The organism is Bartonella clarridgeiae ATCC 51734, assembly GCF_000518185.1.
GTDB classification, from domain to species: Bacteria; Pseudomonadota; Alphaproteobacteria; order Rhizobiales; family Rhizobiaceae; genus Bartonella; species Bartonella clarridgeiae.
Map to the genome: position 1 here is coordinate 20,285 of NZ_JADC01000016.1, position 15,776 is coordinate 36,060.

Consider the following 15,776-nt stretch of genomic DNA (forward strand, 5'->3'; position numbering starts at 1 on the left):
CATTGCTCTCATATAAGTCCTTATGTCAAAAATTGACAATACTATGGTTTAAAATATAACTAACCTAAAATTAAGAAAGAGCTTCCACATTTTTCATAATAGCTTTAAAATAGAGCATAATCAGTGATATTTCTCATAGGATTTGCAATGCGATTAACCAAACAAACAAATTATGCCCTCCGAATGCTCATGTATTGTGCTTCTAATCAGGGAGCATTAAGTCGTATTCCTGAAATTGCCAAAGCACATGCTGTGTCTGAACTTTTTTTATTCAAAATTCTTCAACCGCTAGTCGAAGCAGGTTTTATGCAAACAGTACGAGGACGTAATGGTGGTGTTAAATTAGCTAAACCTGCAAAAGAAATTTCAGTAGCTGATGTTATTAAGATAACAGAAGATAACTTTTCCATGGCAGAATGCTTCGATAATAAATTAAGTGATTGTCCACTAATAAATTTCTGTGGTTTAAATACTGTATTGAAAAAAGCTTTAGACTCTTTTTTTGATGTATTATCAATGACATCTATTGCCGATCTGCAATTATCATCCTCCCAACATCAATTTAAAATTGATGGAGGAAAAAGCAGAAAAATAACCAATTAAGATGAAATTTCAAAAGGGAATTCGATATTTCTATTGCAGCCATAATATTAGCTGCCGGACGCAGCAAAAGAGCAGGATCTCCACAAAATGGCCCTAAACAATACCGACTTTTAGGACAAAAGCCGGTTATTTATCATACTATAAGTTGTTTTTTGCAACATCCTTCTATTACAACCATCGTTCTGGTTATCCACCCAAATGACCGTCAAATATGTGAAAACGCTATAGCTGATTTGAAAGAACAACTCATCATTGTTGAAGGAGGTGATACACGTCAAATGTCTACTTTACATGGATTAAATGCACTCAAAAATATCAAACCAGAATATATTCATATTCATGATGGTGCACGTCCTTTTGTAGAAAAAAAGCTTCTTGAACAAATACACACTATTGTTAATCATCGAGAAGGTGTTCTCCCTGTCATTTTTGTCTCCGATACCCTTAAACGTGTAAGCAATACACACTATGTCTTAGATACAATCCCACGGACGAATCTTTATAGTGCACAAACTCCACAGTGTTTTCCATTTGAACTTATTTTAGCTGCTCATGAAAAAGCAAAACAATCTTGCAAAAAAAATTTTACTGATGATTCAGCAATCGCTGAATGGTTTGGAATCCCCATGCGAACAGTTCCTGGAAATCCTAATAATATAAAAATTACATGGCCAGAAGATTTTGAAGCCGCCTATTCATATTTACAAAAGAGGATGCAAATGTTCCCTGATATCCGTACTGGAAATGGTTATGATGTCCATGCTTTCGAAAAAGGTAATTATCTCACTTTGTGCGGTATAAAAATCCCTTTTAAAAAGAAATTAAGTGGACATTCTGATGCTGATGTTGCTCTTCACGCTTTAACAGATGCCCTTTTAGCAACTCAAGGAGCAGGAGACATCGGCACCCATTTTCCTCCTTCTGATCTTCAATGGAAAGATGCATCATCAGAAATTTTTCTTCGTTATGCCGTTGATATAATTAAACAAGCAGGTGGTCGTATTGCTAATGTGGATATTACCTTGATTGCTGAAGAACCTAAAATTAGTCCCTATCGTCATATAATGACAGAAAATCTTATGAACATACTCACACTTCCAACCAATCGCATCTCTATTAAAGCAACAACCAGTGAAAAGCTTGGTTTCATTGGTCGTGAAGAAGGCATTGCAGCCCTTGCAATTGCCACAGTTATTTATCCAGGAGAAATTCCACAATGACACACTTTTGTGAAACACTAGCGAATACAGTCCTTAAAGCTTGTCGTGAAAGAAGCTTGATCCTAACAACTGTAGAATCTTGCACAGGAGGACTTATTGCCGCAAATCTTACCAGCATTCCAGGATCATCGGATGTATTCGATTGTGGATTTATTGTTTATTCAAATGAATCTAAAACTAATCTCGTTGGTGTATGTCCTGAACTTATCAAAACATATAAATCAGTCTCAAAAGAAGTTGCTATAGCAATGGCTGAAGGTGGACTGAAATACTCGCGAGCTTCAATTTCAGTTGCTGTAACAGGCATTGCTGGACCTGGAAAAGCATGTTTAGATAAACCGGTGGGACTTGTCCATTGTGCAACAGCTTATAAAAATCATGCACCCATGCATCAAGAAATGCGTTTTGGGAATTCTGATCGTAATATTATTCGCTATACAGCTGTTGAAAATGCTTTAAAACTCATTCTTGCATATTTCCAATAATATTCCTTCATAACTGATAAAATCATACTGCTGGAAAACCATAAATTTGATGTGCGCGTTTTTCAAAAGCATCAGTAAACTTATGAAAAGCAATATTAAACATTGATCCCACAGCCAATGCAAGCATTTTGCTTTTAAACTCATAATCAATAAAAAATTCTATATCACATGCATCTATATTTTTAATATCATGAAAGGCCCAACGATTTTCAAGATATTTAAATGGACCATCAATATATTTAACTTCAATAAGATTTTCTTCCGGATAAAGAAGCACCTGAGTTGTAAAAGTTTCTCGAAACATCTTATAACCAACTGTCATGTCAGCAAGAAGCAAAGTCTTTTCCTTACGTTCCTTCCGAGAACGTATAATTAAAGCCTCACACATTGGTAAAAATTCAGGATAACATTCAATATCGGCAACAAGCTCAAACATTTCATGAGCAGTATGAGCAATTTGCCGATGTGTTGTAAAAGTCGGCATAATTATCTCTATTAGGAAAATTTTTCAGCACGTGCTTTTTGCAAAGCTTCAAAATCATCTCCCGCATGATGAGATGAACGTGTCAAAGGATTAGAGGCCATATGTAAAAAACCCTTTACTTTACCAATCTTGGCAAAAGACTTAAATTCTTCAGGGGTTACAAAACGAATGATCGGATGATGTTTTCGCGTAGGCTGCAAATATTGCCCAATTGTCATAAAATCGACATCTGCAGAACGTAAATCATCCATCAGTTGAAGAACTTCATTTCGCTCTTCCCCAAGACCAACCATAATTCCTGATTTTGTGAAGATTGTTGGATCGAGTTCTTTAACACGTTGTAATAACCGAATCGAATGAAAATAGCGTGCTCCCGGGCGTACCTTCAAATATTTTGATGGCACTGTTTCTAAATTATGATTGAAAACATCAGGCTTAGCAGCAACAACAATTTCCAATGCACCATCCTTATTACGAAAATCGGGCGTCAATACTTCAATTGTTGTCATTGGAGCTTTCTGGCGAATAGCATAAATAACTTTTGCAAAATGCTGTGCACCACCATCAGAAAGGTCATCACGATCAACAGATGTAATAACAACATGCTTCAACGCCATCTGAGCAACAGCATCTGCTACGCGTTCAGGCTCGTTATCATCAACTGCAAATGGAATACCTGTTGCAACATTACAAAAAGCACAAGCCCGTGTACATATTTCACCTAAAATCATAAAGCTGGCATGTCGCTGACTCCAACATTCGCCAATATTTGGACAACCTGCTTCCTCACATACGGTAACCAATTTATTGGTACGCACCACATTATGCGTTTCCTTATATATTGGAGACACTGGTGCTTTTACACGAATCCAATTCGGTTTTTTCTGAACACTTGTATCTGGAAGATGCGCCTTTTCAGGATGCCGCATACGTCTACTCGTAACTTTATCAATCACCGTAACCATTCAAGACCTCTGTCTTTTAGACATAAAACGTTGATGAAAAACATAATCGAGATTTGCATACAACCTAATCATTAAGCATTTAAAACCTGATCATAAGCATCCAATACACTCTCTTTCATCATTTCTGATAATGTTGGATGTGGAAAAACAGTGTGCATTAATTCTTCTTCCGTTGTTTCAAGATTCATAGCAATAACAAAACCTTGAATGAGCTCTGTTACTTCTGCCCCTACCATATGCGCACCAAGAAGCTGTCCTGTCTTTTTATCAAAAATAGTTTTAACCAATCCTTGATCTTCTCCTAAAGCAATTGCCTTACCATTCGCTGAGAAAGAGTAGCGACCAACACGTATATCATAACCTGCCTCTTTTGCTGCCATTTCTGAAAGTCCTACAGAAGCAACTTGCGGCGTACAATATGTGCATCCTGGAATTTTAGTTTTATCAAGCGAATGAATACTCTTCAAACCAGCAATATGTTCAACACATATTACACCTTCTTCCTCTGCCTTATGAGCCAACATAGGAGGACCCGCGACATCACCAATAGCGTAAATTCCTTTCACTCCTGTCCAACTCCATTCATCAGTAACAATGCATCCACGATCAGTTTTGACACCTAATGCCTCTACTCCAAGGTTTTCAATATTGCCTTGAACCCCAACTGCTGAAATCAATCGATCAACCATTATTGTTTCTATCTTTCCCTTAATATCAATATGCGTTGTAACAAAATCAGCAGCTTTTTCAACTTTTATCACTTTTGCTTCAGTAAGAACGCGTATACCCTTTTTCTCTAGCTGTTTACGAGCAAATATTGAAATTTCAACATCTTCAACCGGCATAATTTGAGGCATCATTTCAACAACGGTTACCTTGGCGCCCATATCATGATAAAAAGAAGCAAATTCAATACCTATAGCCCCAGATCCCATCACTAAGAGAGATTTTGGTATAGCAGGTGGAACCATAGCTTCAAAATAAGTCCAAATGAGTTTTCCGTCTGGTTTAATATCAGGAAGAACACGAGGACGTGCGCCAGTTGCAATAATCACATGCCTTGCTTGATAAGCCCCTTCCCCTAATACCTCTTTAGGAACTGGATTTTGTGGCTGCATAACTTCTTTTGATAATGAAGAAACCATAATTTCTGCAGGCTGATTATCGTGAGCTGCCTTCGTTAGTTTCGCTTCACCCCAAATAATATCAATTTTGTTTTTTTTCAATAAAAAACCAACACCGGCATTTAAACGTGCCGAAACTTCACGAGAACGTGCTACGACATCTTTAATATTAACTTCTATTGAACCATTAAGCTTTAATCCATAATCGTTTGCATGTTCAGCAAAATGCTTCATCTCTGCTGAACGCAAGAGCGCTTTTGTTGGGATGCACCCCCAATTTAAACAGATTCCGCCTAAATGCTCACGTTCAACAATCGCAGTCTTAAAACCACATTGTGCCGCACGAATCGCGGTTACATATCCACCTGGCCCTGAACCAATCACAATTATATCATAAAGACCTGCCACAATAATCCCTCCATGGATATATGCAAAATTGGATATTTATTACCCAAACCTTAGATCGAAAATTAATAGATAAGCTTTTTTCATTTATACCGTTTCAAGTACTATAGAAAAACTGTATTAAATTAAAAGAGATTATAATAAACCATCGTATTAAATTATTGAGATCTGTTTTTCCCATCACATTCTCTCACACTATTAAGTGCAATATTTAAAAATAACTAAATTAACATCGTTAAGGGATTTTCAATTATCTTCTTAAAAGTCTGAGCAACTTCTGCCGCTAGTGCTCCATCAACAGCACGATGATCAACTGAAAGAGTAACCGACATAACTGTTGCTATTGCTAATGCACCATCTTTAACAATAGCACGCTTCTCACCTGAACCAATTGCAAAAATCGTTGCATGCGGCGGATTAATAATAGCAGAAAAATTTTTTATGCCATACATCCCCATATTTGATACAGCTGTTGTCCCTCCTTGATATTCCTCCATTCTCAATTTACGTTCACGAGCACGCGTTGCAAGATCTTTCATCTCATTAGAAATGATTGACAAAGATTTCTCTTCTGCACAGCGAATAATTGGTACCATTAACCCATTTGGAACAGAAACAGCAACACCAACATCACAGTGTTTGTGATAAAGCATTCCATCTTCAAGCCATGACACATTAGCATCAGGTACAGCTTTTAAAGAAAGCGCTACAGCTTTAATAACCATATCATTGACAGATAGCTTATAAGCAGGCTTCTTCGTGCCCTCTTGCATCTCAACCATTGGAACAACAGCGTTCAGTTGCGTGCGCAATTTCAATAACGCATCTAATTCACAATCTATTGTTACATAAAAATGCGGTACCATCTGCTTTGATGCAACCAAACGCTTAGCAATTGTTTTACGCATATTATCATGGGGTGCAAATGTATATTCACTCTCTTTAAACAATTGCAAAATATGTCTATCAGAAATACTTGAAGTTATTGACTGGTTGATGTGCAATGAACGAGAACTTTCAAGACCATTATTCAGAACTTTCTCCACATCATGTTTAATGATACGTCCATGAGGACCAGTACCAGAAATAAGTGATAAATCGATCCCCACTTGAGCTGCCAATCGTCTTGCTAAAGGAGATGCAAAAAGACGTCTATTATTTCCATTTCGTTGTATTAATTGCTGATTTTTTGATGAATGAGAAGCTTGTACACTCGCTGAGTTCATCGATTGTTTAATGACTGGTTCTTTCACCATAATAGAAGAAGTTTCTTCTGCAATTTTTGCAGCTTCAGATAGATCTTCACCTTCTTCTGCTAAAACGACAATCAGACTATTGACTTTAACTCTCTGTGTTCCAGCAGGAACAACAATTTTAGCAACTGTTCCTTCATCAATAGCTTCTATTTCCATTGTTGCTTTATCTGTTTCAATTTCAGCAATAATATCACCACATGTAACCTTATCACCTTCTTTGACATTCCATTTTGATAAATTTCCTTCTTCCATTGTAGGAGAAAGCGCAGGCATCGTAATCTTAATAGGCATAGTGTTCTCCTCAATTATGCTTTATAAGTTACAGCCTTAACGGCTTCAACAATTTCAGCAATATTTGGCAAAGCCAATTTTTCAAGGTTTGCTGCATAAGGCATAGGCACATCCTTTCCAGCAATTGTAGCAATTGGTGCATCAAGATAATCAAAAGCCTGTTGCATAACACGCGTTGCTATTTCAGTGCCAACAGATGACTGAGGATACCCTTCTTCAATTGTTACCAGACGACCTGTATTTTTAACTGAAGCAATAATTGTCGGTAAATCCATCGGACGAATAGTACGTAAATCAATTAATTCAGCGTCAATATCAAGCTTCTCAATTTCCGGCAATGCTTGAACGGCATAATGCATTCCAATCCCAAAAGAAACAATTGTTACATCCTTACCAGATTTATGAATCCGTGCTTTGCCAATAGGTAAAATAAAATCATCCATCTTTGGAACTTCAAACTGATGACCATAAAGAATTTCATTTTCTAAGAAAATAATAGGATTATCATCACGAATAGCAGCCTTAAGCAAACCTTTGGCATCTGCAGCATTATAAGGCATAACAACCTTAAGGCCTGGCACATGACTGTACCATGCAGCATAACACTGCGAATGTTGAGCACCAACACGCGCAGCAGCACCATTAGGACCACGAAAAACCATGGGAGTAGACATTTGTCCACCAGACATATAACGAGTTTTTGCTGCTGAGTTGATAATTTGGTCCATTGCCTGCATAGCAAAGTTAAATGTCATAAACTCAACAATAGGACGTAAACCTCCAAATGCAGCACCAACACCCAACCCTGCAAAACCATGCTCTGTAATAGGTGTATCAATAACTCGGCGTGCACCAAATTCTTCTAATAAACCCTGACTGACTTTATAGGCACCCTGATATTGTGCTACTTCTTCCCCCATTAGGAAAACTGTCTCATCGCGTCGCATTTCTTCAGCCATAGCTTGATTAAGTGCTTCACGTACTGTCATCATAATCATCTCGGTGTTTACAGGAATATCAGGATCAGAAGCGATTTCAAAAATAGGTTGTGCCGGGATTGATAGCATAGTAGCAGCCTCTCCTCCTTGTGATTTTTTTAAAGTTCGTGAAATATTTGGAGCACTTTCACCCTCTTCTAATAATACCGCAATAACAGTATTAACTTTCACATTTTCAGTGCCTTCAGGTACAAAAATTCTACCAACAATACCCTCATCAACAGCCTCTACCTCCATTGTTGCTTTATCAGTTTCAATTTCAGCAATCACATCACCAGAGTTAACTTTATCGCCTTCTTTCTTAAGCCATTTAGACAATTTACCTTCTTCCATTGTTGGCGAAAGTGCCGGCATTAAAATATCAATGGACATACTTGTGCTTCCCCTGCTTTAAACTAGAATATCAGTATAGAGCTCAGAAGAATCCGGCTCTGGATCATTTTGTGCAAAATCTGCTGCATCGGCGACAATCGCACGTACTTCTTTATCAATAGATTTTAAATCATCCTCACTTGCCCAATCTCGCTTAATCAAACGATTTTTTACTTGATTAATCGGATCGTGCTCTGATTTTATTTTCTCTACCTCTTCTTTTGATCGATATTTTGCTGGATCAGACATAGAATGCCCACGATAGCGATAAGTTTGCATATCAAGAATAATTGGTCCTTTACCTGAACGTGCCCAAACAATCGCTTCATCAGCAGCCCCTTTTACTGCACGAACATCCATACCATCAACGGCAATACCGGGAATCTCAAAAGAAAGACCACGGCGAGAAAAATCAGTCTCTGCAGATGCACGTGAAACTGATGTTCCCATAGCATACTGATTATTCTCAATAATATAGATAACAGGAAGCTTCCAAAGCGAGGCCATATTAAAACTTTCATAAACCTGTCCTTGATTTGCAGCCCCATCACCAAAATAAACTAATGTCACATTATTTTTACCAAGATACTGATTCGAAAATGCCAGACCTGAACCAATTGGAACCTGCGCGCCAACAATACCATGCCCACCATAAAAATTCTTTTCTTTAGAAAACATATGCATCGAGCCCCCTTTTCCTTTCGAAAAACCACCCTGACGCCCTGTTAATTCTGCCATCACACCACGTGGACTCATACCAGCAGCCAACATATGACCATGATCACGATAAGATGTGATAATTTGATCACCTGCTTTTGTTGCTTTTAATGTACCAGTAATAACAGCTTCTTGTCCGATATAAAGATGACAAAAGCCACCAATCAAACCCATACCATAAAGTTGTCCTGCTTTTTCCTCAAAACGCCGAATCAAAAGCATTTCGCGATAAGCATCAATTTCTTCTTCTTTGGTAAAATTAGCTATCTGTGCCGTTTTAGTAGTATCTGATAATGCAGCATGCACTATCGATACAGAATTCTTTTTAGCCCGTCCTGCCATACTTAAACTCCCTTCGATGATTATTAGAAATAACCTCTACGAACAAAAGTTACAAGCATTATAAATCAGTTCAAGCCATACTATAGATAACTGTTTTAAAATGTCTTTTTTAGATTAATTGATTTCTAGTTCATTCAGACCAGTAGGAGAAGTTAAAATTGTCAGCTCATTTGGCTTGGAAAAGTTTAAATTTTTCCGCACATACTCATCGAGCATATCCTTCTCAATATGCCCATCGCGTAAAAGAGAAATACGCTTTTCAATAGATATACGCTCAGCTTTTACCTGATGAAATTCCTCTTTCAATTCAATGATATGTTGATTAATTTTGCTACGAGAATAAAGCCCATATTTACCATGATAAATATGATAACTGAAATAACTCAAAACTCCCGTTGTTATCAGGGGTAGTATAAAGCGCGTTTTGATTGATCTCTGTTTTTGTTTTGTCCACATACAGCACAGTCTTTTTTAATATTTGATTTAACTATGCATTACTTTGATTAATACCTCATTACCAAAACAGTCATGTGCAGCTAGCTTATTGTCAATTCCTAAAACCTTGTTACAATAAAATATCTGCTAATGTGTAATTTTATTTCCATTTTTATCAGTAAACCTTCCTGCTAAAATGAAGATAAAATCAACAACTACCCAAATCCAAGTAACCATTAATCCTACAACTGATAAAGAGAGAACAAGCATTATAATACCAGTCCAAATTTTACCAACTATAAAGCGATGAATACCAAACACACCAGTAAACCAACAAATAAGTGCAAGCATCAATTTTAATTGCTTTGTTTCTTTTTTTAAAATTGGAAAAACAGATTTAACAGCGCCATCTTCATATACAAAGTCAAGATAATCACCAATTTGGGGTGGACTTTTTCCTAACCAATCCCACGTTGCAAATTGATAACGCTTACCATCATCACCTGATATAAGATAAGCTCCCTGATCTTGACTAATAATTATACCTCTCATTCTTACCTCTCATATAATCGGTATATTACTATGCTATTCATAAAGACTTGAGCTTATCATTGTAAATATAATTATATTTAGAATACAATATCTTTATCTTTCTGCTCAATCTTTATCTTTCTGCTCAAAGCCATTAATGATTAAAAGCACCTGCATAACGAGCCTGTGTCCCTAGCATTTCTTCAATACGAATAAGTTGATTATATTTTGCCAATCTATCTGAACGTGCCAGTGAGCCTGTCTTAATTTGTCCACAATTAGTCGCAACTGCAAGATCTGCAATTAGAGAATCCTCTGTTTCACCCGAACGATGAGAAATAATAGCACGATAACCTGCTTTATGAGCTGTTTCTATAGCATCAAGTGTTTCACTTAAAGTACCAATCTGGTTGACTTTAATAAGAATAGAATTAGCAACACCCATTTTTATACCATTGCGTAAACGCGCTGAATTTGTAACAAAAAGATCATCACCAACAAGCTGACATTTTTTACCAATCGAATCAGTTAGAAGCTTCCAACCTTCCCAATCATCTTCAGCCATTCCATCTTCAATTGTAATAATGGGGTAAGAATCAACAAGTTGAGTCAAATATTCTATTTGTTCTTGTGTATTACGACATTTATTCTCACCTTTATAAAGATATGAGCCATCTTTATAAAATTCTGTTGAAGCACAATCTAAACCAATAGCAATTTGCTCACCCGGTTTATATCCACATGATATTATAGAATCTATAATAAAATCAATTACTTGCTCAGAACTTCTAAGATGAGGTGCAAAACCACCTTCATCACCAATGTTGGTATTATAACCTGCATTTTGCAAATGTTTTTTTAACATGTGAAAAATTTCAGCACCATAACGAACTGCTTCCTTCAGTGTAGGCGCTCCAACTGGAATAATCATAAACTCTTGAAAATCGATAGGATTATCAGCGTGAATACCCCCATTCATAATATTCATCATTGGAGTGGGAAGAACATGTGCTTGCGTACCACCAATATAACGATACAAAGGTAAATTTAATGATTCTGCTGCGGCTTTTGCAACTGCCAATGAAACACCAAGAATAGCATTAGCACCAAGACGAGCTTTATTAGGTGTTCCATCCAAAGCAATCATTGCTTGATCAATTGCTCTTTGGTTTCTTGCATCTTGTCCGATAAGGGCTTCAAAAATTTCACCATTAACTGCAGCAACAGCGTTTTCAACACCTTTACCTTGATAGCGTAGGTTACCATCACGAAGTTCTACAGCTTCATATGCACCCCTCGATGCTCCTGAAGGAACAATGGCACGACCAAAAACTCCATCTTCTAAGTGAACATCAACTTCTACAGTTGGATTACCACGACTATCAAGAACTTCACGCCCAATAATATCTACAATTGTAGTCATACTAAGTCCCTCATCCAACAAAAATCTTTATCTTCATTCACAAATACCATAGTGCTAAAATATTTCCTACGCTCGATTCGATATTTAATTTGCTCTTTTTGCCAAGCAATCAAAATCTATCAAAGTTTCAAGTAACCTGTATAAGTTATCAATTTTGATCATATTCAAACCATCAGACGGAGCATTATCGGGATCTTGATGTGTTTCCAAAAAAATACCTGCTACTCCAATAGAAACGGCAGCACGTGCTAATATTTCAACAAACTGACGTTGTCCACCAGACGAACTCCCTCTACCACCTGGCTCCTGTACAGAATGCGTAGCATCAAAAATAATAGGTGCACCAAATGAACGCATAATTGGCAATGAACGCATATCAGAAACTAAACGATTATAACCAAATGAAGTACCTCGTTCACAAAGCATAACATTAGGATTACCACTTTGGGTTACTTTTTTTAAGACATTCTCCATATCCCAAGGAGCCAAAAACTGCCCCTTTTTAATATTAATAACACGTCCCGTTTTGGCTGCTGCAATTAAAAGATCTGTTTGACGACATAAAAAAGCTGGTATTTGCAAAATATCTACCGCTGAAGCAACGGCCATACATTGCTCTTCTGTATGTACATCAGTCAATACCGGACATCCAAATTCCTCCTTAAGATCAGAAAAAATAGCTATTGCCTTTTCAAGACCAATACCGCGTATCGCACTCAAAGATGTTCTATTGGCTTTATCGTAACTAGATTTATAAACAAAACCAATACCAAATTGATCAGCAATTGTTTTAATCCGCCCCGCCATTTCAAAAGCATGATCTCGACTTTCCATTTGACAAGGACCTGCAATTAAAGAGAGCGGTGCTTCATTTGAAAAAAAAACATTCCCAACTTTAACGGTAGCATTCGGTTTAAACATATCATTCCTCAAAAGTTAAGAAAATAAATTTATGAACTATTCTAACTTACTTTGCTTTACAGTGGCCTTAATAAAAGAAGCAAAAAGCGGATGAGGATCAAATGGACGCGATTTCAATTCTGGGTGATATTGAACACCTATAAACCATGGATGATCTATATATTCTACTGCTTCTGGCAACATACCATCTGGCGACATACCAGAAAAAATTAATCCACATTGTTCTAGCTTCTCTTTATAATGAATATTCACTTCATAACGGTGACGATGCCGCTCATAAATTTTTGTAGTACCATAAATTTTCGAGATATGGCTATCTTCTTTTAATTCAGCTAAAAAAGAACCAAGGCGCATTGTGCCACCAAGATTTCCAGACGCAGTGCGCTTTTCAAGAACATCTCCCTTAATCCACTCGGTCATTAAACCCACAACTGCATCTTTTGTTTTGCAAAATTCACTTGATGAAGCATTTTTAATATTCGCAACATTACGCGCAACCTCAATACAAGCCAATTGCATACCAAAACAAATCCCTAAAAAGGGAAGCTTATTCTCTCGTGCAAATCGAATTGCTTCGATTTTACCTTCTGCACCACGCACACCAAAAGCTCCAGGAACTAAAATCCCATGAACTCCTTTTAAATAAGATGCAGGATCTTCTTTTTCAAAAAGCTCCGCTTCAATCCACTCAACATTAACTCTCACTTTATTCGCTACTCCACCGTGCATAATTGCCTCGATAAGAGATTTATAAGCGTCTTTCAAACCAGTATATTTTCCAACAATTGCAATCGTAACTTCTCCCTCAGGATGATGAATCCGATGTGTAATATCTTCCCAACAATCCATTTTCGGTTCAGGGGCACAATCAATTCCAAAAGCAGAAAGAACTTGTAAATCCAAACCCTCTTTATGATATGCCATAGGAACATCATAAATCGTTGGAACATCCAATGCCTGAATAACCGCATTTGGACAAACATTACAAAAAAGTGATAATTTGTACCGTTCTGCCTCTGGAATAGGTCGATCTGTACGCACTAAAAGAATATCAGGAGCAATACCAATTGCTCTTAATTCTTTAACAGAGTGTTGTGTCGGCTTGGTCTTTAATTCTCCTGCAGAAGAAATATAAGGCATTAATGTAAGGTGCACATAAATAGCACTTTGTCTTGGCAACTCATTATGCAGTTGACGAATTGCTTCAAGAAAAGGCATTGCCTCAATATCACCAACGGTCCCACCTATTTCACATAAGATAAAATCAAACTCTTCATTGCCTGTAGTAATGAATGTCTTAATTTCATCTGTAACATGGGGAATAACCTGAACAGTTGCCCCCAAATAATCGCCACGTCGTTCTCGCTCAATGATATTGCGATAAATACGCCCTGTCGTAATATTATCTTGGCTATTCGCAGAACACCCAGTAAAACGTTCATAATGGCCAAGATCAAGATCTGCTTCTGTACCGTCATCAGTAACAAACACTTCACCATGTTGATATGGCGACATTGTTCCTGGATCAATATTCAAATAAGGATCAAGCTTGCGGATCCGTACGTGATACCCACGAGCCCGAAGTAATGCAGCTAAACCTGCTGCTGCAATTCCTTTTCCAAGAGAAGAAACCACACCGCCAGTAATAAAAATATAACGTGCCATGGGACTGCGATGATAAATAGTTCATGATGATTTTTCCAGTAAAAAATGAAAAAAATAATCTTTCTTTCACAAAACAAAAATGTGGAAAAATCACCTTTTTAATAATCCATACCAACTTTACATACACTACTCGGACTTACTATTAGAAATTGGATCGCCTACTAGCGGAGGCAGTGGATTTTCATTTGTAGGTGCAACTAGGTCATTTTGTTGTTGAGAAGATGCAGGAACACCACCCAACTGATCAATAATAGAAGGCTGATCTTCACTCCCGGATAATGGCATACTCTCTGATGCATTCTCTTTTGTTGAATTTTTGCCTGAACTAACTGGAATACGATTGAGAATATCAGAACCAGAATTTGATAAATTTCCAACCACAATAAGCCCAATCGATATCGCGAAAAAACAAATTGCTAAGATAGTCGTCAAACGCGTTAATGCACTTTTGGTACCACGAGTGCTCATAAAGCTTGAGCCACCGCCAAACCCACCGCCTTCGGAAGGTTGAAGCAACACAACACCTACTAAAGCAATAACAACTAAAAAATGAATAACAATCAGTACTGTTTGCATAAATTCTGCTCTTTATAACTACTCACAACTACCTACACACAAATTAAGTATAATCCAAGAGGTAATTATGATTTTCTCCTTATAATCTACGATAAACATCGCAAATATTTAAAAAATCAACTGCTTTTAAGCTTGCTCCACCAATCAAAGCACCATTAACATGGGTAATACTCAAAAGCTCAAATGCATTAGATGGTGTTACTGATCCGCCATAAAGCAAGCGTATTTTACATCCATCATCACCAAAGCGAAAGCTAATCCTCTCACGAATAAAACTATGGATTTTCCCAACATCTGCCAAAGTAGGAATTCTTCCTGTACCTATAGCCCACACCGGCTCATAAGCGATAACTATATTTTTTCCTGTTGAACCATCTGGCAAAGAATTCTCAAGCTGTTGTGTAAGTATATCGAAGACTTTACCATTTGCTCGCTCTTCTAACGTTTCACCAATACAAACAAGAGCAACAAGACCTTCTCGCCATGCAGCTTTTACTTTAGCACAAATAATGTCATCATTTTCATGATATGCCATACGGCGCTCTGAATGTCCAATAATAACATAACTAGCTCCTGCCTCCTTAAGCATAAATGCCGAAACATCTCCAGTATAAGGACCACTATCTTTAAAATGGCAGTTTTGCCCTCCTAAAAGAAGTTTTTCGCTATGAAGTATATCAGAAGCACGTGATAAAAGTGTATTTGGAATACAAATAAGTGCTTCAAATAAAAAGCCCAAATCAGAGCTAACACCAGCAGCAATAGCACGTAATTCTCCAAGAGATTCACCCGTCCCATTCATTTTCCAATTTCCAGCAACCAACGGCTGAATATCCGAAGCCATATTTTCACCTCAAGAACTATAGAGCTATACTGTAATAAACTTTTATCACTTTAAGTGTCAAATTATAAAACGAAAGCAAGTCTTTAAGCTTGCATCTTACTCATCTTTATTGCAAATTC

Annotated in this window: 16 protein-coding genes; 3 read left to right on the forward strand and 13 right to left on the reverse strand. The window is 37.2% G+C overall.

Features of this window, described 5'->3' with window-relative positions:
- Positions 1-147 precede the first annotated feature (147 nt).
- From rirA to T420_RS0104830, 3 genes are read left to right on the forward strand one after another with little or no spacing between them, the layout of a single operon-like run.
- Positions 148-603 carry an iron-responsive transcriptional regulator RirA gene (gene rirA, locus T420_RS0104820; protein ID WP_026501191.1) on the forward strand — a complete coding sequence of 152 codons (456 nt, stop codon included), beginning with the start codon at positions 148-150 and terminating at the stop codon, positions 601-603.
- Between the two features lie 26 nt (positions 604-629).
- The gene (locus T420_RS0104825; RefSeq protein WP_173361651.1) at positions 630-1,823 is read left to right on the forward strand and encodes a bifunctional 2-C-methyl-D-erythritol 4-phosphate cytidylyltransferase/2-C-methyl-D-erythritol 2,4-cyclodiphosphate synthase; all 1,194 of its coding nucleotides are present in this window, start codon (positions 630-632) and stop codon (positions 1,821-1,823) included.
- Positions 1,820-2,308, forward strand: coding sequence for a CinA family protein (locus T420_RS0104830; protein WP_013544942.1), 489 nt, complete (start codon positions 1,820-1,822; stop codon positions 2,306-2,308). Before T420_RS0104825 ends, T420_RS0104830 begins: the two co-directional genes overlap by 4 nt.
- 22 nt (positions 2,309-2,330) lie before the next feature.
- Here the strand turns inward: T420_RS0104830 and T420_RS0104835 are convergent, their stop codons facing one another.
- From T420_RS0104835 to tpiA, 13 genes are all read right to left on the reverse strand, one after another.
- Positions 2,331-2,792, reverse strand: a complete 462-nt coding sequence (locus tag T420_RS0104835) for a type II toxin-antitoxin system RatA family toxin (protein ID WP_013544941.1) — start codon at positions 2,790-2,792, stop codon at positions 2,331-2,333.
- Between the two features lie 11 nt (positions 2,793-2,803).
- Entirely contained in the window at positions 2,804-3,757 is a 954-nt protein-coding gene (gene lipA, locus T420_RS0104840) for a lipoyl synthase (protein ID WP_013544940.1), read from the reverse strand.
- Between the two features lie 71 nt (positions 3,758-3,828).
- A complete protein-coding gene (gene lpdA, locus T420_RS0104845) occupies positions 3,829-5,289 on the reverse strand; it encodes a dihydrolipoyl dehydrogenase (protein WP_013544939.1) in 1,461 nt (486 codons plus the stop codon).
- Positions 5,290-5,507: 218 nt separating this feature from the next.
- Positions 5,508-6,833, reverse strand: coding sequence for a pyruvate dehydrogenase complex dihydrolipoamide acetyltransferase (locus tag T420_RS0104850; RefSeq protein ID WP_013544938.1), 1,326 nt, complete (start codon positions 6,831-6,833; stop codon positions 5,508-5,510).
- Between the two features lie 14 nt (positions 6,834-6,847).
- On the reverse strand, positions 6,848-8,203 hold the full coding sequence (locus T420_RS0104855) for a pyruvate dehydrogenase complex E1 component subunit beta (RefSeq protein WP_013544937.1): 1,356 nt from the start codon (positions 8,201-8,203) through the stop codon (positions 6,848-6,850).
- 18 nt (positions 8,204-8,221) lie between these two features.
- Positions 8,222-9,262 (reverse strand): pyruvate dehydrogenase (acetyl-transferring) E1 component subunit alpha, encoded by a 1,041-nt coding sequence (gene pdhA, locus T420_RS0104860; RefSeq protein WP_013544936.1) that lies wholly within the window; start codon positions 9,260-9,262, stop codon positions 8,222-8,224.
- Between the two features lie 114 nt (positions 9,263-9,376).
- Entirely contained in the window at positions 9,377-9,718 is a 342-nt protein-coding gene (locus T420_RS0104865; RefSeq protein ID WP_013544935.1) for an FtsB family cell division protein, read from the reverse strand.
- A gap of 126 nt (positions 9,719-9,844) precedes the next feature.
- Positions 9,845-10,249 (reverse strand): TM2 domain-containing protein, encoded by a 405-nt coding sequence (locus tag T420_RS0104870; RefSeq protein WP_013544934.1) that lies wholly within the window; start codon positions 10,247-10,249, stop codon positions 9,845-9,847.
- A 133-nt stretch (positions 10,250-10,382) separates the two neighbouring features.
- Positions 10,383-11,651 (reverse strand): phosphopyruvate hydratase, encoded by a 1,269-nt coding sequence (gene eno, locus T420_RS0104875; protein WP_013544933.1) that lies wholly within the window; start codon positions 11,649-11,651, stop codon positions 10,383-10,385.
- Positions 11,652-11,735: 84 nt separating this feature from the next.
- Positions 11,736-12,572: a 3-deoxy-8-phosphooctulonate synthase gene (gene kdsA / locus T420_RS0104880; RefSeq protein ID WP_013544932.1), complete on the reverse strand. Its 837-nt coding sequence runs from the start codon at positions 12,570-12,572 to the stop codon at positions 11,736-11,738.
- A gap of 36 nt (positions 12,573-12,608) precedes the next feature.
- Positions 12,609-14,237, reverse strand: coding sequence for a CTP synthase (locus T420_RS0104885; RefSeq protein WP_013544931.1), 1,629 nt, complete (start codon positions 14,235-14,237; stop codon positions 12,609-12,611).
- Positions 14,238-14,363: 126 nt separating this feature from the next.
- Positions 14,364-14,813 carry a preprotein translocase subunit SecG gene (gene secG, locus T420_RS0104890; RefSeq protein WP_013544930.1) on the reverse strand — a complete coding sequence of 150 codons (450 nt, stop codon included), beginning with the start codon at positions 14,811-14,813 and terminating at the stop codon, positions 14,364-14,366.
- Between the two features lie 79 nt (positions 14,814-14,892).
- Positions 14,893-15,657, reverse strand: a complete 765-nt coding sequence (gene tpiA, locus T420_RS0104895) for a triose-phosphate isomerase (protein WP_013544929.1) — start codon at positions 15,655-15,657, stop codon at positions 14,893-14,895.
- Between the last annotated feature and the right edge of the window lie 119 nt (positions 15,658-15,776).